This window comes from Vibrio sp. 1078-1 (assembly GCF_033340475.1).
The window spans coordinates 140,627-163,834 of the sequence record NZ_JAWOWM010000002.1; the positions used below are offsets into that span (position 1 = coordinate 140,627).

21 protein-coding genes are annotated in these 23,208 nt (G+C 45.8%); 14 read left to right on the forward strand and 7 right to left on the reverse strand.

The window, feature by feature from the left end:
- The first annotated feature begins 1 nt into the window (after position 1).
- A complete protein-coding gene (mukB, locus tag R7190_RS04570) occupies positions 2–4,465 on the forward strand; it encodes a chromosome partition protein MukB (RefSeq protein WP_053349534.1) in 4,464 nt (1,487 codons plus the stop codon).
- A 143-nt stretch (positions 4,466–4,608) separates the two neighbouring features.
- On the opposite strand, the gene R7190_RS04575 is transcribed toward mukB, so the two are convergent.
- From R7190_RS04575 to R7190_RS04605, 7 genes are all read right to left on the reverse strand, one after another.
- Positions 4,609–4,761 carry a hypothetical protein gene (locus R7190_RS04575; protein WP_005378381.1) on the reverse strand — a complete coding sequence of 51 codons (153 nt, stop codon included), beginning with the start codon at positions 4,759–4,761 and terminating at the stop codon, positions 4,609–4,611.
- A gap of 227 nt (positions 4,762–4,988) precedes the next feature.
- The gene (locus R7190_RS04580) at positions 4,989–5,957 is read right to left on the reverse strand and encodes an alpha-L-glutamate ligase-like protein (protein WP_005378387.1); all 969 of its coding nucleotides are present in this window, start codon (positions 5,955–5,957) and stop codon (positions 4,989–4,991) included.
- A gap of 3 nt (positions 5,958–5,960) precedes the next feature.
- Complete coding sequence (locus R7190_RS04585; protein WP_005378389.1) at positions 5,961–7,466, reverse strand: inactive transglutaminase family protein; 1,506 nt, start codon at positions 7,464–7,466, stop codon at positions 5,961–5,963.
- Positions 7,467–7,477: 11 nt separating this feature from the next.
- Entirely contained in the window at positions 7,478–8,224 is a 747-nt protein-coding gene (locus R7190_RS04590; RefSeq protein ID WP_005378391.1) for an ATP-dependent zinc protease, read from the reverse strand.
- 276 nt (positions 8,225–8,500) lie between these two features.
- The gene (cmoB, locus tag R7190_RS04595; protein ID WP_186584391.1) at positions 8,501–9,472 is read right to left on the reverse strand and encodes a tRNA 5-methoxyuridine(34)/uridine 5-oxyacetic acid(34) synthase CmoB; all 972 of its coding nucleotides are present in this window, start codon (positions 9,470–9,472) and stop codon (positions 8,501–8,503) included.
- An 81-nt stretch (positions 9,473–9,553) separates the two neighbouring features.
- Positions 9,554–10,291 carry a carboxy-S-adenosyl-L-methionine synthase CmoA gene (gene cmoA / locus R7190_RS04600; protein ID WP_017635063.1) on the reverse strand — a complete coding sequence of 246 codons (738 nt, stop codon included), beginning with the start codon at positions 10,289–10,291 and terminating at the stop codon, positions 9,554–9,556.
- A 93-nt stretch (positions 10,292–10,384) separates the two neighbouring features.
- Complete coding sequence (locus R7190_RS04605) at positions 10,385–11,218, reverse strand: DUF72 domain-containing protein (RefSeq protein WP_238970254.1); 834 nt, start codon at positions 11,216–11,218, stop codon at positions 10,385–10,387.
- 306 nt (positions 11,219–11,524) lie between these two features.
- Here R7190_RS04605 and aspS point away from each other — a divergent pair, with 306 nt between their 5' ends.
- The 13 genes from aspS to tolA all read left to right on the forward strand — a co-directional run bounded on the left by aspS (position 11,525) and on the right by tolA (position 23,203).
- Entirely contained in the window at positions 11,525–13,303 is a 1,779-nt protein-coding gene (aspS, locus tag R7190_RS04610) for an aspartate--tRNA ligase (protein ID WP_005378401.1), read from the forward strand.
- A 143-nt stretch (positions 13,304–13,446) separates the two neighbouring features.
- Positions 13,447–14,193: a YebC/PmpR family DNA-binding transcriptional regulator gene (locus R7190_RS04615; RefSeq protein ID WP_017635061.1), complete on the forward strand. Its 747-nt coding sequence runs from the start codon at positions 13,447–13,449 to the stop codon at positions 14,191–14,193.
- Positions 14,194–14,285: 92 nt separating this feature from the next.
- Positions 14,286–14,807, forward strand: coding sequence for a crossover junction endodeoxyribonuclease RuvC (gene ruvC, locus R7190_RS04620; RefSeq protein WP_005387909.1), 522 nt, complete (start codon positions 14,286–14,288; stop codon positions 14,805–14,807).
- A 67-nt stretch (positions 14,808–14,874) separates the two neighbouring features.
- Complete coding sequence (gene ruvA, locus R7190_RS04625; protein WP_005378313.1) at positions 14,875–15,486, forward strand: Holliday junction branch migration protein RuvA; 612 nt, start codon at positions 14,875–14,877, stop codon at positions 15,484–15,486.
- Positions 15,487–15,773: 287 nt separating this feature from the next.
- The gene (ruvB, locus tag R7190_RS04630) at positions 15,774–16,778 is read left to right on the forward strand and encodes a Holliday junction branch migration DNA helicase RuvB (protein WP_005378312.1); all 1,005 of its coding nucleotides are present in this window, start codon (positions 15,774–15,776) and stop codon (positions 16,776–16,778) included.
- A gap of 461 nt (positions 16,779–17,239) precedes the next feature.
- Positions 17,240–18,826 carry a cytochrome ubiquinol oxidase subunit I gene (gene cydA / locus R7190_RS04635; protein ID WP_005378311.1) on the forward strand — a complete coding sequence of 529 codons (1,587 nt, stop codon included), beginning with the start codon at positions 17,240–17,242 and terminating at the stop codon, positions 18,824–18,826.
- A gap of 17 nt (positions 18,827–18,843) precedes the next feature.
- Complete coding sequence (gene cydB / locus R7190_RS04640; protein WP_006742909.1) at positions 18,844–19,980, forward strand: cytochrome d ubiquinol oxidase subunit II; 1,137 nt, start codon at positions 18,844–18,846, stop codon at positions 19,978–19,980.
- A 12-nt stretch (positions 19,981–19,992) separates the two neighbouring features.
- On the forward strand, positions 19,993–20,100 hold the full coding sequence (gene cydX / locus R7190_RS04645; RefSeq protein WP_000270284.1) for a cytochrome bd-I oxidase subunit CydX: 108 nt from the start codon (positions 19,993–19,995) through the stop codon (positions 20,098–20,100).
- A complete protein-coding gene (ybgE, locus tag R7190_RS04650) occupies positions 20,093–20,395 on the forward strand; it encodes a cyd operon protein YbgE (RefSeq protein WP_005378304.1) in 303 nt (100 codons plus the stop codon). The genes cydX and ybgE overlap by 8 nt, the downstream gene beginning before the upstream one ends.
- 172 nt (positions 20,396–20,567) lie before the next feature.
- Positions 20,568–20,987: a tol-pal system-associated acyl-CoA thioesterase gene (ybgC, locus tag R7190_RS04655; protein ID WP_017820044.1), complete on the forward strand. Its 420-nt coding sequence runs from the start codon at positions 20,568–20,570 to the stop codon at positions 20,985–20,987.
- Complete coding sequence (gene tolQ / locus R7190_RS04660; protein WP_005378301.1) at positions 20,977–21,675, forward strand: protein TolQ; 699 nt, start codon at positions 20,977–20,979, stop codon at positions 21,673–21,675. The genes ybgC and tolQ overlap by 11 nt, the downstream gene beginning before the upstream one ends.
- 3 nt (positions 21,676–21,678) lie before the next feature.
- Positions 21,679–22,122, forward strand: coding sequence for an ExbD/TolR family protein (locus R7190_RS04665; protein WP_005378298.1), 444 nt, complete (start codon positions 21,679–21,681; stop codon positions 22,120–22,122).
- 13 nt (positions 22,123–22,135) lie between these two features.
- Positions 22,136–23,203, forward strand: a complete 1,068-nt coding sequence (gene tolA / locus R7190_RS04670; protein WP_130546632.1) for a cell envelope integrity protein TolA — start codon at positions 22,136–22,138, stop codon at positions 23,201–23,203.
- Positions 23,204–23,208 lie beyond the last annotated feature (5 nt).

The window sequence follows — 23,208 nt, forward strand, 5'->3', positions numbered from 1 at the left end:
CATGATTGAACGCGGTAAATACCAATCGCTGACCATGGTCAACTGGAACGGCTTCTTTGCCCGTACGTTTGACATCGATGGTCTGGTCACCACGCTATCAGGTGGTAACGGTGCAGGTAAATCAACCACAATGGCGGCGTTCATCACCGCATTGATTCCTGACCAAACGCTGCTGCACTTCCGTAACACGACAGAAGCGGGCAGCAGCCAATCGTCTCGCGACAAAGGTTTGTACGGTAAGCTACAGCCGGGCGCATGTTATGCGGCGCTAGACGTGGTGAACTCACGTAACCAACGCCTATTGTTTGCAGTAAAACTACAGCAAGTTGCGGGTCGTGATAAGAAAGTAGACATCAAACCGTTTGTGATCCAAGGTCTTCCAAGCCATGTGAAACCAACGGATATCTTGGTTGAAAGCGTATCTGCGACTCAAGCTCGTGTACGTCAAATCAACGAAGTAAAAGAATCGATCGCGGAATTTGAAGGCGTTCAGTTCAAAGCGTTCTCTTCTATCGTGGATTACCACGCGCAAATGTTTGAATTCGGTGTGATTCCGAAGAAACTGCGTAACTCTGGTGACCGTTCTAAATTCTACCGCCTGATCGAAGCATCGCTTTACGGTGGTATCTCAAGTGCGATTACCCGTTCGCTACGTGACTACCTTCTGCCACAAAACGGCGGCGTGAAGAAAGCGTTCCAAGATATGGAATCGGCGCTGCGTGAAAACCGCATGACGCTAGAAGCGATCAAAACCACGCAAGCAGACCGTGACTTGTTCAAACATTTGATTACAGAGTCGACCAACTACGTGGCAGCGGACTATATGCGCCATGCCAACGAGCGCCGTAAAAAACTAGAACAGACATTGTCTTTGCGTTCAGAGTTATTTGGTTCTCGCGAGACCTTGATTGAGCAAAACAATCTGCTTAACCGCGTTCAAGAAGAGCTGGAACTGCTGATCGAATCAGAATCTTCTTTAGAGCAAGACTACCAAGCGGCTTCTGATCACTTGCAACTGGTGCAAAACGCGCTGCGTCAGCAAGAGAAGATCGAACGCTACCAAGAAGATCTTGAAGAGCTGAGCGAGCGTCTTGAAGAACAAATGATGGTAGTGGAAGAAGCGCAAGAACGCGTGATGATGGCTGAAGAGCAAGCTACCGTTGCAGAAGAAGAGGTGGATAGCCTTAAGACGCAACTTGCTGATTACCAGCAAGCTCTTGACGTTCAGCAAACTCGCGCCCTTCAATATCAACAAGCAGTTCAAGCGCTGGAGAAAGCGAAGCAACTACTTGGCGATGACAGCCTAACGGCGGAATCGGCTCAAGCGCTTGTCTCTGAGCTTAAGAACAAAGAGTCAGAAAGCACCAATGCGTTGCTATCGGTTAAGCACAAACTGGACATGTCTTCTGCAGCGGCAGAGCAGTTTGAAACCGCGCTTAAACTGGTACAAAGCATTGTTGGTCAAGTTGAGCGCAAAGACGCGTCTGAACATGCGAAAACCGCAATTGCGAAAGCGCGTGAGTCACAACAAATCGCACAAAACGAACAGCAATGGCGAGCACAACACCGTGATCTCGAACGCAGCCTTAACCAGCAGCGTCAAGCACGTGAACTGGTTGCTGAATACAAAAAGCAATATCACGTTGAACTAACCGATGAGGTTACGTTTGAACAAGAACGTGAACGTCATGCGACGCAAATCGAATCACTAGAGATAGCTCAAGAAGAAGTTCGTGATCAGCGTGGTGAACAGCGCCGTCTAGAGCAAAACGCGGTGGCAGAAATTAGTAAGCTTGAAGCAATAGCACCAGCTTGGATTGCGGCGAACGATGCGCTAGAGAAACTGAGAGAGCAGAGCGGTGAAGAGCTTGAGGATCGCCATGCGGTAATGAACCACATGCAAGTTGTCCTTGAACAAGAAAGGGAGCTGTCTTTAGCTAAAGATAAGCTTGCTGAGCGCCGTAGCCAGCTAGACGCTGAGATTGAGCGTCTTGCTTCTCCTGGTGGTTCAAATGACCCTCGCCTGAAAGGTTTGGCAGATACGCTGGGCGGTGTATTGCTGTCTGAGATCTACGATGACATCACGATTGATGACGCGCCTTACTTCAGTGCGATGTACGGTCCGGCTCGTCACGCTATCGTTGTTTCTGACTTGTCAGGCATCGAAGAGAAACTGGTAGAGCTAGACGACTGTCCAGAAGACTTGTACATCATTGAAGGTGACATCGATGCCTTTGATGACAGCTCGTTCGATGCAGAAGAGTTAGAGGGCGCGGTTTGCGTTCGTATGAACGATCGCCAAATGCGTTACTCTCGCTTGCCTGAGATCCCATTGTTTGGCCGTGCGGCACGTGAGCAGCGTCTAGAGTTGCTGCGTAACGAACGAGAAGAAGTGGTAGAGAAACACGCAAAAGCGGCGTTTGATTCTCAGAAAATGCAGCGCTTGTACCAAGCGTTTAACTTATTTGTGTCTAACCACATTCAGGTTGCTTTTGACGCCGATCCAGAACAAGCACTGGCAACTATTCGTGATAAGCGTAACCAAATTGCTCGTGTGCTGGCGGATCTGGATGCGAAAGAGCAACAACAACGTTCTCAGCTTCAAACCAGCAAGCAAGCGTTGTCTTCTCTGGACAAGCTAGCGTCACACATGGTGCTTGTTGAAGATGAGTCATTGCAAGCGCGTTTTGATGAGCTAGAAGAGAAAATCGCTCAGCTTGCAGAGGCAAAAAACTTCTTAAACAACCATGCAAAAGCCGTCACGCAATTAGAGAATATTGCGTCTGCGCTTGATGCTGACCCAGAGCAATTCGATGCACTAGAAGCAGAATACAAAGCGGCAGACGAGCGGCTACAAGATCTTAAGAAGCAAATCTTTGCACTCTCGGATCTCGTTGAACGTCGTCACTACTTCGCTTACTCAGATTCAGTAGACCTACTGAACAAGAGTAGCGAACTGAGTGAGCAGTTAAAAGCTAAACTGGTTCAAGCTGAACAAATGCGTACTCGCTCTCGTGAAGAGTTGAAGCAATCGCAAGGTCAAATGAACCAATACAACCAAGTATTGGCATCATTGAAGAGTTCACACCAAGCGAAACTGGAAACGGTTCAAGAGTTCAAACAAGAACTTCAAGAGTTTGGCGTGAACGCTGACGAAGGTGCGGAAGAGCGCGCAATGCGTCGTCGTGACGAACTGCACGAGCGTCTACACTCGTCTCGCAGCCGTAAGAGCGAATACGAGCGCACGATCACCTCTACTGAACTAGAGATGAAAGGCTTGGCAAAACGTCTGAAGAAAGTTCAGAAAGAATACGTTGAGCTGCGTACGTTCGTGGTTGCTGCGAAAGCTGGCTGGTGCTCTGTACTTCGTCTGGCGCGTGAGAATGATGTTGAGCGTCGTCTACACAAGCGTGAACTGGCTTACATGTCAGCGGATGAACTGCGTTCGATGTCGGATAAATCACTGGGTGCGCTGCGTCTAGCGGTTGCGAACAATGACGACCTGCGTGATGCGCTGCGTCTATCAGAAGATAATGCACGTCCAGAGCGTAAAGTTCTGTTCTATATTGCTGTATACCAACACCTTCGTGAGCGTATTCGTCAGGATATCATCCGTACTGATGACCCAGTTGAAGCAATCGAAGAGATGGAAGTCGAGCTGGCGCGTCTAACGGAAGAGCTAACGCAACGTGAAAACCGTCTAGCGATCAGCTCTGAGTCAGTAGCGAGCATCATCAAGAAGACGATTCAGCGTGAGCAAAACCGTATTCGCATGCTGAACCAAGGCTTGTCGAACATTTCGTTTGGTCAGGTGAAGGGCGTACGTCTAAACGTGAAGATCCGTGAAAGTCACGAAGTGCTACTGAACGGTTTAGCGACACAACAAGAGCAACATAAAGACCTGTTTGAATCGACCCGCTTTACCTTCTCTGAAGCAATGGCGAAGCTGTTCCAACGTGTGAACCCACACATCGATATGGGTCAACGTTCTCCTCAGGTTCTGGGTGAAGAGCTACTGGATTACCGTAACTACCTAGAGCTAAGTGTAGAAGTGAACCGTGGTACAGATGGTTGGCTACAGGCTGAGTCTGGCGCGCTATCAACAGGTGAAGCGATCGGTACCGGTCAGTCAATCCTTCTGATGGTTGTTCAAAGCTGGGAAGAAGAGTCTCGTCGTCTACGCAGCAAAGACATTGTGCCTTGTCGTCTGCTCTTCTTGGATGAAGCCGCGCGTCTGGATGCGAAATCGATCGCGACATTGTTCGAATTGTGTGACCGTCTGGATATGCAGCTTCTCATCGCGGCGCCTGAAAACATCAGCCCAGAGAAAGGTACGACCTACAAACTGGTGCGTAAGGTGTTTAAAGACCACGAGCACGTACACGTAGTTGGTCTGCGTGGTTTTGGTCAAACGGATAAGCCTAAGACTGAAGCGCAAGAGATGATTGAAGAGTTTGAATCGTAAACTCCGAATCTAATAAAACGCCCGCAATGAACGCGGGCGTTTTTGTATCTGTTTGCGAGGCAGGCTTCGAACTACATAAGATAAGCCGAGACTGTAGGACGGCAGTCTCGGCTTATTAGCGGAACTTCACGAGGAAGCGACGTTTATTCCTCTGGAATATCGTCCCTGACTTCGATCATTTCAGCAAGCTCTTCGAGTGCTTGGACAGAAAGCTCAGACAAGCGTTGTAGGTGTTGGTCTAAGCTCTCTTGTTCTTCAAGCTCTGGTTCATCATTATTTGTTTCTTTTATTAGCATTTCCCAACCTCTCAAGTTGAGTAAGGGGAGCTCTCATCATACTCAAAAGGCAAAGTAGAAAAGAAACGATCTATGTTGATTTTGTTAGCTCGATCATTGATTCAACTTATATATGAGAAGGATGTGTTTAATAAGGAGAGCAAGTGCAAGGTTTTTGGATGCGGGAACAAAAACGCCAGTAATCATGACAATTACTGGCGAGTAATAACGAACATTATGTCGGAGGGTTAGAACAACGGCTTCACACCGAACTGCTCTGCCGCGTAAGCGACGCGTTCAATCGGTTTTGGATACTCAGCAGGTGTGCCAAGGCTCTCTATGTGTTTCAAACGAGGAAGCAAGCCTGCACCATTAGCGATTTGGATTGCCAGACCAGGGCGAGCGTTAAGCTCTAAAACCATAGGTCCTTCATCTTTATCCAGCACCATATCCGTACCCATGTATCCCAAACCTGTCATTTCCCAGGCACTTGACGCAAGCTCCAGCAAGCGCTCCCAATGCGGTACTTGAAGGGTCGAAAGGTCTTTACCTGTATCAGGGTGATGAGTCACTGGATGATCGAACTGCACCGCTCTGACGGCTTTACCTGTCGCGATGTCAATGCCTACTCCTACCGCACCTTGGTGAAGGTTTGCTTTGCCGTCGGAAGCCGCTGTAGAGCAGCGCATCATCGCCATAACTGGATAACCTTTAAATACGATGATCCGAACATCTGGTACGCCTTCATAACTGAAGCCATCAAAACAGTCATCAAACTTGATTAAGTTTTCAACCACAGCAACGTCATTTTTACCACCAAGAGAGAAAAGGCCAGCAAGCGCATTACTAATGTGACGCTCGACCTCATCCCTACCAATTGTAGAGCCGGAGGGTTTGGTATATACCCCGTTTTTGTGAGACGTAACAACCAGAATGCCTTTACCGCCACTACCTTGTGCAGGTTTGATTACAAAACCAGGCCAGTTCTCAACCATTTTGTGGATAGTCTTAACTTCAGCTTGGTTATGAATGACACCGATCAGGGCAGGAACTGTTGCTCCTGCTGCCTGTGCAATAATTTTGGTCTTTAGCTTGTCATCGACAAGTGGGTATTTAGAACGATCATTGTAACGGCCAATATAGCTGTGGTTACGCTTGTTCATCCCCATAATGCCTTTATGGCGAAGCTTAGACGGCGAAGTAAAACTTTCGAACATCGTTTAGTCCTCCGCTAGTGGTTTGAAGCGTCGTAGCTCAGTGAGGCGGTAACCTGTGTAAGTACCTAGTAATAGAATACCGGCCAGAACAATCAACTGTAGACCAATAAAGTTAAAGGTTAAGTGTTGAATGTATGAGTTAGTCATTGCGAGGTAAACTAATACCGCTGTCAGCAATGAACCACCACCTTGCAGAGCAACTTCCTTCGCACCTTCTTCTTCCCATAGGATTGACATACGTTCAATCGTCCAAGACAAGATGATCATAGGGAAGAAGGTAATTGTTAGGCCTTCCGTTAAGCCCATCTTAAACGCAACAACGGTGAACACCGAGATGATCATGATAACGGTAATAATGACCGCAGATATCCTTGCTACCAGCAATAAGTTCAACCTAGACAAATAGCTTCGAATAATCAGGCCTGTACCTACAATTAGCAAGAAACCGACAATACCCGTTAATAGTTGAGTTTGAACAAAAGCAACGGCAATCAACACAGGCATGAAGGTACCGGATGTTTTCAGGCCGATAATCACACGCAAGAACACAACGATCAGAGCACCGATAGGGATGAGCATGATGGTTTTGAACATCGCTTGCTCTTCCAAAGGTAAGCTATGAATTGAAATATTCAGTAATCCATCTGCTTCTATTTTGTTGTTTGTAGCTTGTTGTGGTGTCATTTCTTGCTTAATCATCGAGAAATGCACTTGGCTATTTTTACCACCAACAAGGTCAAGTAAGGATACGTTTGATTCATCCCACACTAACAAGTTGGGTTTCACTGCTTTTTGTTCGGATTTTGGTGAAAACAGTACCCAATCTTTACCTGACCAAACCTGAACCATTGGTTGAATTGTTTGGCGTCGACGACCATCTTCTAGTTCGATAACACCGACGGTTTTGCTCTGTATACCTGCGGTAAGCAAAATGTTATGCAGTGCATCAGTACGGCTGAAATCGTTCAGTAGTAGCGACGAGTTTTGGCTATCAGGGTCATTAAGCGCTTTGATAAGCTCACGAGTAAACGTCACATTATCGGCTGAGCGACTCATCGCACGTTCGATAAGGGCATTTGCCGCTGCTGCTTGTGGCGCTGAAAGCGTTGGTGGCGTAATGTCTTCCGTTGGCGGTAAAGGAGTGACTTTAGCCTGAGGGTCTACTAAGAACTGGGCTTTGTAGTATATGGTTTGTGGCCCTTGAGCTTGGCGAATTGACCATTCTGCACGACGGCCTGAATCGTCATTGATGTAGGAAACGCCATAACCTGATGAGGAAGCAGATTCACCGATAAGTGTGTAACCACTTTGTGTATGAGGTGCTGCAAGTGACGCTTTTACTTCGTTGCCGTTAGCATTGAACTCAATACGAGCTTCTACATCCCATACCTGGCGAGTTTCGCCTGGCGTCCAAGGCACGCCGTAGTTTTCATGTCTGAAAACACTCAGAGCAATGCCCGCAATCACCAATAAGATGATAGAAAGGTAAAACGGTATTTTTGACGTCATAATCTACCTTATTATTTTTTATCTTCGTCCGTTTGGATATAGGTACGACTTACATCGACAAGTGCTATGTCGCGCATAAATTCTCTACCCAGTAAAATAGGATGGTTCATATGTGAGCGATCTGCCAACGTAAATTGCGCTTTTTCATGAATTTTTCCAACGCGCACCCAAAGTTCTACCACAGCGCGGCGTTCTAACTCTTCACTGGTAACCTGGCGGATTTTGACGTAGCGAATGACAGGAGCTTCGATCCAAGTACTTTTCTCTTCTTCGGATTTACTGGTGTCTGCTAAGTGGAATCGGACCCATTTTTTGCCATTTCTTTCGAACTCTTCAATATCAACGGCATTTAAAGACGACGTCGCGGCACCAGTGTCGATACGTGCATCAAAAGTTTGCTTAATCGACTCTACAGTGACCTTTTCGATAGAGCCAAGGACAATATCGTGAGTTGGGGTTGGTTCCACAGGAGCGGGAGATTGGACAATAATCGGCTCTTTCGGTTTTTTTACTTCTGCCATTGCTTCATCGCGAAATGTAAGAAGTTCAACCTGTAGTTTATCGACTTGTTCTTCAAGGCTGTCGATATAGTCCGATTGGTTGCTGAGCTGTAGCTCTAGGTTGGTAATGCGATTATTGACATTCGCTTCTGAATTTTGAATCGCCGCTAACGTTTCTTGGTGGTACTGTTCGCCTTTGGTTAGTGAGCATCCAGATAGTAAGGCGATGGCAACAATCGGGGTCAATCGTAATAACATTGAAAACCTTGGGATTGGATTAAGTTGTTTATTTTTTTGGAGTTTAGCTTATATCGATAAAGCCTCACAAGTAAGAATGTTTCTCTATTACTTATTGTTTGAGGAATAGTGATGAAAAGCCAAAAATCAAGGACATAAAAGCGCATCCTTATTTAGAGCGTGCTTATATTTTGACGTGAAAAATGGATTCAAAAATCAAACTCGCTCATTACGAGGAAAGAGGGTAATGTCTTAACTCGTAAAATGAGTTAAGACAATGTCAGGAATCTCAGCGAATTATGATTTGCGAGCGACAAGAACCGCGCGGCGAGGGGCAGGGTAGCCTTCTACAGTCTTGCTTGGGTCGTTCGGATCTAAGTAGTCAGGTAGAGAGTTATGCGTCATCCAATCTGTGGTACGTTGTTCATCTAGGGATGTGATGTTTTCATCAACGATACGAACATCTTCAAAACCGACCAATTCTAACCACACTTTTAGGGCTTTTGCTGAAGGGAAGAAATAGACATTACGCATTTGCGCGTAACGAGAAGTCGGGACCAGTACTGCATTCTCATCACCTTCAATCACGAGTGTTTCCAATACGAGTTCACCACCAGATACCAATTGATCTTTTAGTTGCACTAAATGATCGAGAGGCGAGCGGCGATGGTAAAGAACGCCCATGCTGAATACCGTATCGAACGCTTCTAACTTAGGTAGCTGTTCAATGCCCAATGGCAATAGGTGCGCACGTTGGTCATCGCCCATTAGTTTACGAATTGCTTCGAACTGAATTAGAAACAGGTGAGATGGATCGATACCGACAGTTAAGCGTGCACCTTCGCCTAGCATGCGCCACATGTGGTAGCCGTTACCACAACCAACATCGAGTACGCTGCGATTCTTTAATGGTGAAATATGCGGAAGCACGCGGTCCCATTTCCAATCACTGCGCCACTCAGTATCAATATGGATGCCGTGTACGTGGTATGGGCCTTTGCGCCAAGGATGGAATGTACGAAGTAAGCTTTCTAGCTTTTTAAGTTCCCCTTGAGGCATCGGCTCATTGTTTGAAATCGTGACAGAATCAACAATGTCGATGTTGTCCGGTCTACCCGCTGGGATTTTGTTCAGGGCTTTCAACCAGCGACTAAAGTCACCGTGCTCTGCATTTTGCCAATCCGTTAGCTGTTGCGGAAGCACATTAAGCCAAGGTTGAAGACGAGTGTCTTGGGCAATCAATTGGTAGAAATTTGCAAAGTTAAACATAGTTAGTCAATCGCTGAGTTGATGGGTATAAATTATTAACAAAAGCCGAAATCGGTATGGTTCAGGCTTGGTATGCATGGTCTATTTAATCGCGAACATGGAGCCGAAGTTAAAGCATTGGAACCAAACGTCGTAGCTAGAAAAGCCAATTTTAGCGAAACGCTCTTTATGTTCTTTCTTTGAATCTGGGCGCATTACGTTTTCTATCGCGCTACGCTTTTGGCTGATTTCTAGTTCGCTATAACCATTCGCACGTTTAAAGTCGTGGTGAAGGTCAATTAACAGTTCGTTCGACACTTCATCTTCGAAGACGAACTTCTCCGATAGAATCAAAATGCCGCCTGGACGCAGGCCTGCGTAAATTTTCTCGAGCAAGGAGTAACGATCTTCTGGAGAGAGGAATTGCAAAGTGAAGTTCAACACCACCACTGACGCGTTTTCAATTTCGATATTGCGAATGTCTGCTTCTACTACATCCACAGGAGTGTCACTGCGGTAAGCGTTGACGTGAAGTTTACAACGCTCAACCATCGCAGGAGAGTTGTCCACTGCGATGATTTGGCAACCTTCTTGTTTGATATGGCGACGCATAGACAATGTTGCAGCACCCAAAGAACAGCCAAGGTCATAGATGTTTGAGTGAGGTTTTACAAAACGCTCTGCCAGCATACCGATTGCAGAAATGATATTGCTGTAACCCGGTACCGATCGTTGAATCATGTCAGGAAATACTTCCGCTACGCGTTCATCGAACGTGAAATCCCCAATTTTATCGATTGGAGCCGAAAAAATAGTATCTGGATTGCTCTTAGGGTTCATAACTAAGTCTCTGCATACAAGCCGCCTGAAAATGTCAGGCACCAAAAAAGGCGCGTATTTTATGGGAATTTCGCGCCTCTGTCATGTGTTGCGTTAGAACATCTGTAACTGCGAGTTGCCATCGTCAGCAGGGAAAGGTGCTAACTCAGGGAGCATGATACGCTTTTGTATGTCTTTATATAGGTTTGCGGCCAACTCTGGCGCAATTATATTGTCTGCGGTATGGATCATGACATATGGCTGTTTACCTTCGGCAATCCATTGTGGCAACTTGTTGAGCCATGGTTTAAAAAACTCGTAATTTTGCTGTTCTTCTGGATGACCAATAAAGCGAATCAAAGGGTGTGAAGCGGTAGCAATGGCGTGAACAGGTACTCGTGGTTTTTTCATTTGTGCATCAATAATCGCCTCATTGTCGGGCTTAGCGGCAAAGACTGGGCGGCTATCCATAATAATGCGGTCAATATTATTCTCTACTAACCATTGGTTAAGTGCTCGCTCTTCTTCGCCTTTGGAGAAAAATGCCATATGGCGAACCTCAACACCGAGAGGGAAGTTAGGTGGAAAGCTCGCACAGAACTTTTTCAGTCGAACAAGGTGTTCAGGACCAAATGCGGCTGGCAATTGAATTGTCCATTGGCCCACACGGTCATGCAAAGGCTCCATGACTTTCATGAAGTCTCTCAGTTGTTCGCTGCAACCTCTTAGCATTTGCTCATGAGTGATGGCTTTAGGAAGTTTGAAAGTAAAGCGAAAATCATCGTGGGTTGCGGCTCTCCAGTTTTGCACTGTATTGAGCGTCGGTGTGGCATAAAATGTCGTGTTGCCTTCCACGGTATGAAACACTTGCGCATACCTTTCTAAACGTTCAGCGGGCTTTGTCCCGCTGCCGTAAAAACTTTGTTGCCATTGATTGTGTGACCACATTGTCAATCCAAGTCGAAGAGGTAAGTTATCCATTATTCTTTACTGCTTGCTACTCGTGTGAATACTTTACGAGAGTTTTGCTGAAATAGGTAATTTCACGCTATAATCCTCCCCAATTTTTTCGCTTTGGTGCGCTTTTGAACATTTGTTGTACTAAAAAGCACCAGTGAATGATAAAACACACGTAATTGTATGTTGAGTAGTCGATTTTCGTGGACATTCAGCGTATAACTGAATCTTTACTCTGCTTAGCAATGAGGCTGACAGAGCGTAGTTAACAACATTTGAGAGATTGGGAATTTCATTATGCGTACCCATTACTGTGGTCACCTGAACAAGTCCCTTGCAGGACAAACTGTAGAACTTTGCGGCTGGGTTAACCGTCGTCGTGATTTAGGCGGTCTTATTTTTATTGATATGCGAGATCGCGAAGGTATCGTTCAGGTAGTTGTTGATCCAGATATGGCGGATGCGTATGAAGTGGCGAACACACTTCGTAATGAATTCTGTATCAAACTAACGGGTGAAGTGCGCGTTCGCCCAGAGAGCCAAGCAAACAAAGACATGGCAACAGGTGAAGTTGAGATCCTTGCGAAAGGTCTTGAAATCATCAACCGTTCTGATGTTCTGCCTCTAGACTTCAACCAAAAGAACTCTGAAGAGCAGCGCCTGAAGTACCGTTACCTAGATCTACGTCGTCCAGAAATGAGCGACCGCATCAAGCTACGTGCTAAAGCGTCTAGCTTTGTTCGTCGTTTCCTAGATGACAACGGCTTCCTAGACATTGAAACACCAGTACTAACAAAAGCGACACCAGAAGGCGCTCGTGACTACCTAGTACCTAGCCGTGTTCACAAAGGCAGCTTCTACGCGCTTCCTCAGTCTCCACAGCTATTCAAACAGCTTCTAATGATGTCTGGTTTTGACCGTTACTACCAAATCGTTAAGTGTTTCCGTGATGAAGACTTGCGTGCTGACCGTCAACCAGAATTCACTCAGATCGATATCGAAACGTCATTCATGACGGCTGACCAAGTTCGTGCAACGACTGAGAAAATGGTTCGTGAAATGTGGCAAGAGCTACTAAATGTTGACCTAGGTGAATTCCCAGTAATGCCGTTCAGCGAAGCGATTCGTCGTTTCGGTTCGGACAAGCCAGACCTACGTAACCCACTGGAACTAGTAGACGTTGCTGACCTAGTGAAAGATGTTGAGTTCAAAGTATTCTCAGGTCCAGCAAACGACGAAAAAGGCCGCGTTGCCGTTATTCGCGTTCCAGGTGGTGCATCTTTGACTCGTAAGCAAATTGATGGCTACGGTGAATTCGTTGGCATCTACGGTGCGAAAGGTCTAGCTTGGATGAAGGTTAATGACCGTGCAGCGGGCATGGAAGGTATCCAATCTCCAGTCGCTAAGTTCCTAAATGAAGACGTGATCAACGGCATTCTAGATCGTACTCAAGCGGAATCTGGTGACATTATCCTATTTGGCGCTGATAAAGCGGGTATCGTTGCAGAAGCAATGGGTGCGCTACGTTTGAAACTAGGTAAAGACCTAGAGCTAACGGATGAATCTGCTTGGGCTCCATTATGGGTGGTTGACTTCCCGATGTTCGAAGAAGATGACGAAGGCAACCTACACGCGATGCACCACCCATTCACATCGCCTCTAGGTGTGACTGCGGAAGAGCTAAAAGCAAACCCTGCTGCGGCAAATTCTAACGCTTACGATATGGTTCTAAATGGCTACGAAGTGGGCGGCGGCTCTGTTCGTATCCACAACGCAGATATGCAAGAAGCCGTATTTGATATTCTAGGTATCACACCTGAAGAGCAACAGCTTAAGTTCGGCTTCCTGCTTGATGCGCTGAAATTCGGTACGCCTCCACATGCTGGTCTTGCATTTGGTCTAGACCGTCTAGTAATGCTGCTATGTGGCACAGAGAACATCCGTGATGTTATCGCGTTCCCTAAAACAACAGCAGCGGCGTGTCTACTAACAGACGCACCAAGTATTGCGAACCCAGCAGCGCTAGAAGAGCTAGCAATCGCAGTAACTGCAGCGAAAGAAAAAGACGCAGAATAAGCGCACAACATTTGAAGAAAACTCCCGCAACTGCGGGAGTTTTTGTTTAAATAAACCCAAGAAACTTCCAAAGCAATTTCCCAAGCAACGCTTTTTAGAACATGTTTTGTTATTAAGCGTCAAAATACATTAAAAGGTGAATTATGGCTGGTCATAGTAAATGGGCGAATATTCGTCACCGTAAAGCAGCGCAAGATGCGAAGCGCGGCAAAATCTTTACTAAATTAATTCGTGAAATCGTTGTTGCGGCAAAAGAGGGGGGCGGTGAGCCAGAAAATAACCCACGTTTGCGAGCAGCAATTGATAAAGCACTGTCTAACAACATGACACGTGACACTGTCAACCGCGCTGTCAGCCGAGGTGCTGGTGGTGAAGGCGACGACAACATGGAAACCGTGATCTATGAAGGTTATGGTCCAGGTGGTACGGCGGTCATGGTCGAATGTATGACGGATAACCGAAATCGTACGGTATCTGGCGTACGTCATGCATTCTCAAAGTCAGGCGGTAATCTGGGGACGGATGGTAGCGTCAACTATCTTTTCGACAAGAAAGGCGTGATTTCATATGGCCCAGGTTTAGATGAAGATGGGGTAATGGAAGTAGCATTAGAAAGTGGTGCTGATGACATTGAAACGGCAGAAGATGGCTCGATTGATGTCTACACGGCCCCAGGCGATTTTGGACTCGTAAAAGATGCTCTTGATGCCGCAGGGTTTGAGGCAGAGAACGCTGAGGTGTCGCTGATCCCATCTACGAAAGCAGATTTGGACGCGGATACTGCGCCAAAACTACTTCGTTTGATTGACGCTTTGGAAGATCTGGACGACGTTCAAGAGGTTTATCACAATGGTGATATCTCTGACGACGTTGCGGCTACGCTAGATTAAACTCAAGGTGTCGGTAGCGGTATTTGCTCCGAAGTTAGCAAGTAATAATAAAAAGACTGAGGCCGAATTAGGCCTCATTTTTAGGAACATTCATGTCAATTATTTTGGGCATTGACCCAGGTTCGCGCATTACCGGCTATGGGGTCATTCGTCAAAATGGACGCCACTTGCAATACCTTGGTAGTGGCTGCATTCGTACTTCAGAAAAAGAACTTCCGGGTCGGCTTAAACAGATTTATGCAGGCGTCACGGAAATCATTACCCAGTTTCAACCGGACGTTTTCGCGATCGAGCAAGTGTTTATGGCCAAAAACGCGGATTCAGCGCTAAAACTTGGCCAAGCTCGTGGCAGTGCAATTGTTGCTGCGGTGAATGCGGAGTTGCCGGTATTTGAATACGCGGCTCGTCTTATTAAGCAAGCTGTCGTCGGCACTGGTGGCGCGGACAAAGCGCAAGTTCAGCATATGGTTCAGCAGATGCTTAAATTGCCCGCCAAGCCTCAAGCGGATGCAGCCGATGCTTTGGGTGTGGCGATTTGTCATGCCAATACTAACAAGACTCTCGTTGCGTTAGCGGGCAAAGCAACCAGTGCCAGAAAAGGGCGCTACCGTTAAAATTAACTGGATGTCTATCCAGTTCTTTATTATCCTGTCGCAAATTCATTTCCAAAGAGTATTTATAGTGATTGGACGTCTTCGTGGCATACTGATTGAAAAACAACCACCTGAAGTATTAATTGAAGTTAATGGCATTGGTTATGAAGTCCAGATGCCAATGAGCTGTTTTTACGAACTGCCAAATGTTGGCGAAGAAGCCATTATTTATACTCACTTTGTTGTCCGTGAGGATGCGCAATTGCTATACGGTTTCAACACAGTAAAAGAACGAGCACTTTTCCGTGAAGTGATCAAAGCCAATGGCGTTGGTCCTAAACTCGGTCTTGGTATTCTCTCTGGTATGACAGCAACGCAATTTGTTACTTGTGTGGAACATGAAGACGTTTCTACGCTGGTTAAGCTTCCAGGCGTTGGCAAGAAAACCGCAGAGCGATTGGTTGTTGAAATGAAAGACCGCTTGAAAGGGTGGGGCGCTGGCGATCTATTTACGCCATTTACGGATGCTGCTCCTGCGGATTCTGGTGCAACATCCAACAACGCAGAAGAAGAGGCAATCAGTGCGCTTCTAGCTCTAGGTTACAAGCCGACTCAAGCGTCGAAAGTGGTATCTCAGATCGCTAAACCGGACATGAGCAGTGAGCAAATGATCCGTGAAGCTCTAAAATCAATGGTGTAACGCTGGTTGCACAGTGAATATTTGTTCAAGATAACTCATTCTCTAAGGTTAATGCCAATCGCTTAACGATGTTTTTTTGTGTCATTCCAGCGAGCCTGGCGAGACTGGGAATCTAATAGCAGCACGCTGAGCGGTTAATGAAACAATTTGACCATAAATCGCTCGGATAGAAGATCCTGTATCACGCTCCTTCGTCGCTGTACAGGATGACGAGATATAGAAATATGCCACTTGCTGTTAAACGAGCGGCATTATTCTCTCAGGTAACCATTTTTCAAGGTAAAAAGATGATTGAAGCCGATCGTTTAATCGCGCCAGAAAACCCTGCCTTTCGTGATGAAGATGTCATTGATCGTGCTATTCGGCCAAAAAAATTAGCGGATTACCAAGGTCAGGACCATGTCCGTGACCAAATGGAGATCTTCATTAAAGCTGCTCAGTTACGTAGCGAAGCACTTGATCACCTTTTGATTTTTGGTCCCCCAGGTTTGGGTAAAACCACACTTGCGAATATCGTTGCCAATGAAATGGAAGTGAACATTCGCACTACTTCAGGCCCTGTACTTGAGAAAGCAGGCGATTTGGCCGCGCTGTTAACCAACCTTGAAGAAAACGATGTGTTGTTCATCGATGAGATTCACCGCTTGAGTCCGATGGTTGAAGAGGTGCTATATCCGGCGATGGAAGATTATCAACTGGATATTATGATCGGTGAAGGTCCGGCCGCTCGTTCTATTAAGATCGATTTACCACCGTTTACGTTAATTGGTGCGACGACCCGAGCGGGCTCTTTGACGTCACCATTGCGCGACCGCTTTGGTATTACTCAGCGCCTTGAGTTTTATAAGATAAAAGACCTCCAAGATATCGTGCAGCGAAGCGCGGATTGTTTAGGTTTATCAATGGAACCTGAAGGTGCATTGGAAGTGGCAAGACGTGCGCGTGGCACACCACGTATTGCTAACCGTTTGCTACGCCGTGTTCGTGATTATGCGGAAGTAAAAGGCAATGGTCACATTTGTGCCGATGTTGCCGATAAGGCGTTGAATATGCTTGATGTGGACGCCGAAGGCTTCGATTACATGGACCGTAAGCTACTACTCGCGATTATGGAAAAATTTGGTGGTGGTCCGGTCGGGCTCGACAACATGGCAGCGGCAATAGGTGAAGAAAAGGACACTATTGAAGACGTTCTTGAGCCTTATCTTATTCAGCAAGGTTATTTACAACGCACTCCGCGTGGAAGAATCGCGACAGATCGTGCGTATTTGCATTTCGGAATTGAAAAATAAGATTCCCTCGCTGGGCCTTTGTTGCCCAGCGCTTCATTAAAGTTGACCAAACTCACATTTTTTGAATTTTTTCTCATACTGGTTTAGTAAGTAAAAAGCATTGATTGTTAACTCGATGTTTGCTTGCAACTGGTTAATTTCTCTCCTGATTACTCTCTCTTAACATCCGTATCCAATACTGGTTGATCTAGATCAATGTGATGGATTTTTGTGCAAATTCCGCGCATAAACATTGATGTATATCAAAGCGCGTTACGGCTATAAACCTTTTGAAACAATCTGTTTTTACAAGTAATATTAGCCCCAGCTATATTAGCTGATGCTTAACAATTAACTAACCAATGAAGCACATTTTTGCAACAATGAGTTGTGATAATTCAACATTTTTCAAGTGTAAATAACACTTGAATATGGATTGCAATATGTAGAGAGTGTCATTCAGCCGACACATAGGAGTTACCATGATTGACGTAGTTGATCTATCGCGGTTGCAGTTTGCACTGACAGCGATGTATCACTTCCTATTCGTACCATTGACCCTTGGTATGGCCTTCCTTCTGGCCATTATGGAATCGATGTACGTAATGACGAACAAGCAAATCTATAAGGACATGACCAAGTTCTGGGGTAAGCTATTCGGTATTAACTTTGCACTTGGTGTGGCGACAGGCCTTACCATGGAGTTCCAGTTTGGTACGAACTGGTCTTACTACTCCCACTATGTAGGTGATATCTTCGGTGCACCGCTAGCGATCGAAGCACTTGTCGCATTCTTCTTGGAGTCAACTTTTGTTGGTCTATTCTTCTTCGGGTGGGATCGTCTATCTAAACGCCAACACTTAGCGGTTACCTGGCTTGTGGCACTAGGCTCTAACTTCTCTGCTCTTTGGATTCTTATCGCAAACGGCTGGATGCAAAACCCAGTAGGCGCAGATTTCAACTTCGAAACCATGCGAATGGAAATGGTGAGCTTCTCTGAGGTTGTACTAAACCCAGTTGCTCAGGTTAAGTTCGTGCATACGGTTGCTTCTGGTTACACTTGTGGCGCAATGTTTATTCTAGGCATCAGTTCATACTACCTATTAAAAGGTCGTGACATTGCGTTTGCTCGTCGTTCGTTTGCTATTGCTGCTTCTTTCGGTATTGCAGCTATCTTATCTACCATCGTTCTTGGTGACGAATCTGGCTACGAGCTTGGTGAAGTTCAAAAAGTGAAACTCGCTGCAATTGAAGCAGAGTGGCACACTGAACCTGCACCTGCCGCATTTACGTTATTTGGTGTTCCTAACCAGGAAACGATGCATACCGATTACGCAATTAAGATCCCTTACGTAATGGGTATTATCGCGACACGCTCTTTTGATGAGCAAGTAACAGGTCTTCGTGATTTACGTGATGAACACGTCGATCGTATTCGTGACGGCATGTACGCTTATGAACTTCTAGAGAAGCTTCGTGCGGGCGACAAGTCAGAAGAAAACATGACTGCGTTTGATGAAGTGAAAGGTGACCTAGGTTACGGTCTACTTCTAAAACGCTACACAGACAATGTTGTTGATGCAACAGAAGAGCAAATCCAAGCTGCTGCGGACGACTCAATCCCAACAGTATGGCCGCTATTCTGGTCATTCCGTATCATGGTTGCTTGTGGCTTCATCATGTTGTTTGTCTTTGGTGCGGCGTTTATCCAAACGTGTCGTCAGAAGATTGAACAGAAACAATGGATTCTAAAAGCTGCACTATTTAGCATTCCACTACCTTGGATTGCAATTGAAGCGGGTTGGTTCGTCGCTGAGTACGGCCGTCAGCCTTGGGCTGTAGGTGAAATTCTACCAGTGCATGTTGCAGCTTCTGCGCTAACTGCAGGTGAAATCTGGACTTCACTCTTCGCAATTCTGGCGCTATACACGGTATTCCTGATTGCAGAAGTTTACCTAATGTTGAAATTCGCTCGTAAAGGCCCAAGTAGCCTGAAAACGGGTCGCTACCACTTCGAGCAAAATGCTGACTCTGTTGAAGACAAAGTTAGTCGCCAAGTAGAAGCGTAAGGTAAGGAGATAACAAGATGTTTGATTACGAAATCTTGCGACTCATCTGGTGGGTACTAATCGGTGTTCTACTAGTTGGTTTTGCAGTAACAGACGGTTTCGATATGGGTGTAGGCGCGCTTGTACCTATCATCGGTAAAAACGACACGCAACGCCGTGTCATGATTAACTCAATTGCTCCTCACTGGGATGGTAACCAAGTTTGGCTTATCACTGCTGGTGGTGCACTGTTCGCAGCTTGGCCTTTGGTTTACGCAACGTCATTTTCAGGCTTCTACTTAGCGATGATTTTGACACTAGCAGCGCTATGGCTTCGTCCTCTGGGCCTAGACTACCGCTCTAAAATCGAAGATCCAAAATGGCGCAATACCTGGGATATCTGTATCTCAATCAGTGGTTTTGTTCCGCCAATCATCTTTGGTGTAGCGTTTGGCAACCTTCTACAAGGTGTACCATTCCAATTGAGTGAGTTCTTGATGCCAACATACCATGGCTCATTCTTTGGTCTACTAAACCCATTTGCACTGTTGTGTGGTCTAGTAAGCTTGTTCATGATTTTGATGCAAGGTTCTACTTGGCTACAAATGAAAACAACAGGCGAAGTGCATGTGCGTGCGCGCAACGTTGCTCAGTTGGCTGGTTTACTGACGGTTGCTGCGTTTGTAGCGGCTGGTTTCTGGATCCAAAATATCGATGGTTACGTCATTGTTGGCGGTATCGACACTAACGCTGCTTCTAACCCTCTAAACAAAGAGGTTATCCGTGAAGCTGGTGCGTGGATGAAGAACTTTGAAAACTACCCACTACTATGGGCTGCTCCTGTATTAGGTGTTGCAATGCCGCTTCTCGCTGTATTGGCATCTCGTCTTGAAAAATGTGCGATTTCGTTCATTACTTCAAGCTTGGGTGTTGCTGGTGTTATCTTTACTGCAGGTTTTGCGATGTTCCCATTCATCATGCCTTCAGACTTAATGCCAAGCCACAGCTTAACAATGTGGGATGCAACGTCATCTGAGCTGACTCTGAACCTAATGACAGGCGTTGCGTTTGTTATGGTGCCAATCATCCTTGGCTACACATCTTGGACTTACTACAAGATGTTTGGTCGCCTTGATGACCAGTACATTGAAGACAACAAAAACTCACTTTACTAAGGAGCATTTACTATGTGGTATTTCGCATGGATTCTAGGTGTACTACTTGCTTGTGCATTCGGTATCATCAACGCTCTTTGGCTAGAGCACTCAGAAATGATGGATAAAGACAGTGAGTAACCTCGCTGATAAGGTAGCGAAACTTCACGCACCAATGGATAAGACTCTGCTACGAGTCTTATCTCTCATCCTTGGCTTTATGCACGTAGGATTGGTGATGTGGGACCCTGAAGCTTACCATCAAGCAATTGGTGGTTTTAACTCAATCATCGCACCAGCACTGATTTGGTCTGTATGTTCAAGCATGGTGTATGGGGTGGGCTTCAAGCCAAGAAACTGGTACTGGCAAGTTTTGTTTAGTCCTTATTTCTCGTTAGCTATCTTAATTTATCTAACGGCACTTTATTTCATTTAGGCTGAAATATGCTGTAATAAAGTCGGTTACTAAATCATCGAATAAAAGCTAGGTATCTCGCCTAGCTTTTATTTTTTCTACAAATTTCAAAAATATTTCCTTAGCTCGGTACCAATTGCTGTCGCTTCAGTTATAGTAATTACTTTAAAGAATTGAATATATTGGTACTCCCTTGCAAGGCACATCAAATCTCTTTCACTGGCCGATCACCGTGTACTATGAAGACACTGATGCGGGCGGTGTTGTATATCATTCTAATTATCTAAAATTCTTTGAGCGCGCACGGACAGAGATGTTACGTGCTAAAGGCATTTCTCAACATGTGTTACTGGAACAAAATATCGGCTTTGTTGTCCGACACATGGATATCGATTTCAACCAAGGGGCTAGGCTGGACGAGCATCTGACAGTCGTAACCCGAGTGTCAGAAATAAAACGTGCTTCTCTGCAATTCTGTCAAGAGTTGGTCAATGATCAAGGCAAGATATTGTGCAAGGCCTCGGTTAAGGTAGCATGTATCGATAATAAGAAAATGAAACCAATAGCTATTCCAACCTTTATAAATTCGGAGCTAACAAATAGTGACTGCTGATATTTCCATTTTAGATCTCTTTCTTCAGGCCAGTCTGTTGGTAAAGCTTGTGATGCTGACGTTGCTTGGCATGTCAATTGTGTCATGGGCAATGATCATCAAGCGCAGCAAAGTGCTTTCTCAAGCATCAAAAAATGCAGAGCAGTTTGAAGACAAATTTTGGTCGGGTACTGATCTTTCTCAGCTTTACCAAAAAGTAAAAGCGCGTAAAGACGAAATTGAAGGCACAGAAGAAATCTTCTACGCAGGTTTTACAGAGTTTGCTCGCCTACGTAAGAGCAACGCAAATTCACCAGCTTACATCATGGAAGGCACTGGCCGCGCAATGCGCGTTGCTGTTTCTCGTGAAGTAGATGAGCTAGAAACAAGCTTACCGTTTTTGGCAACAGTCGGTTCTATAAGCCCTTATATCGGCCTATTTGGTACCGTTTGGGGCATCATGCATGCCTTTATTGCGCTGGGTGAAGTAAAGCAAGCTACGTTGTCTATGGTTGCACCGGGTATCGCCGAGGCACTTATCGCGACAGCGATGGGGCTATTTGCGGCTATTCCGGCAGTAATGGCGTACAACCGCCTAAGCAATAAAGTGAGTAAACTAGAGCACACTTACGCAACATTTTCTGAAGAATTCCACAGCATCCTTCATCGTCAAGCGATGGCTGGCCGAGACAGCGCGGATAAGGAATAAAGCATGGCGGGTTATCAACCTAAAAAGCGAAAAATGACAGCGGAGATCAACGTTGTTCCGTATATCGACGTAATGCTCGTACTGTTGATCATTTTTATGGCGACCGCTCCATTTGTGACTCAAGGCGTCGACGTTGATCTTCCGAAAACATCGACCGCAGAATCTATGCAAGACCTTGCTGGCGAGACTGACAGTAGCTTTATTATCATCGAAATTGATAGCGAGGGTAATTTAGGTCTAAGCGTAAATGATGAAGAAGTTCAGCGAGGTTTGTCGTTGCAAGATGTTATTGTGCGAGTGAAAGCGGAGCGAGAGGTTAAGCCGGATTCACCAGTTGCGGTAGGTGGCGACGCGGCAACACCATATGCCGATGTTGTTCTATTGCTAGATGAACTAAGTCGAGCTGGTATCCCTAAGGTAGGTCTAATGACCGATATCAGGGAATAGACATCAATTATCTATGAAAGATCACAAGAAGAAACCCAACCAATACGCCAAACCGATAGCAATATCGGTTGGTTTGCATGCAATTCTAGTTGCAGCCCTGCTTTGGGGGACGGACTTCAACATGTCTAAACCAGAGCCTACAGGGCAAATGGTTCAAGCTGTTGTCATCGATCCAAAACTTGTGCAGCAACAAGCGAAAGAAATTCGCCAGCAACGCGAAAAGGCAGCGAAAAAAGAACAAGAGCGTCTTGATAAACTGAGACGCGAAGCAGAGCAGCTAGAAAAAAACCGCAAAGCTGAAGAAGAGCAAATTCGCAAGTTGAAAGAGCAGCAAGCGAAAGATGCTCAAGCGGCGCGAGAAGCAGAAGCTGCACGTAAGATAAAAGAGCAAGAGCGCAAGCAGGAAGAAGAACGTGTTCGCAAAGAAAAAGAGCGAGCTGCTAAGCTAGAAAAAGAGCGCAAGGAAAAAGAAGAAGCCGTGCGTAAAGCTGAGCAGGAGCGTTTAGCAAAAGAAGCGGCTATAGCAAAAGCTGAGCAAGAACGTTTGGCTCGTGAAAAAGCAGCAAAAGAAGCGGAAGAAAAAGCACGTCGTGAGCGTGAAGCTGCTGAAAAAGCTGAACAAGAGCGCATTGCAAAAGAGAAAGCGGCAAAAGAGGCAGCGGAGCGAGAGCGTAAAGCGAGAGAAGCAGCTGAGCGTGCCGAGCGTGAGCGCAAAGCTCAAGAAGCCGCGTTAGATGATATTTTTGCGGGTCTCGAGGATGAGGTCAGTAAAAACAGTGCTGCGCGCAATCAATTTATTGACGACGAACTTTCTCGTATGTCATCCATCTATACTCAAAATATTCAGCAAAAGCTGATTAAGGATGACTACTTGCTGGGAAAGGAGTGTAGGGTAAACATCAAATTGATTCCGACAGGAACTGATATGATGGTCTCTGGTGTTACCGTTTTGAGTGGCGATACTCGAGTATGTGCTGCGGCGAAGCGAGCAATAGCTCAGGTAGGGACGTTCCCTAAATCTTCAGAATCAGCGGTCAATGAAAGACTAAAAGACATCAACATAACTGTTGCTTTGGACTAAAAGGA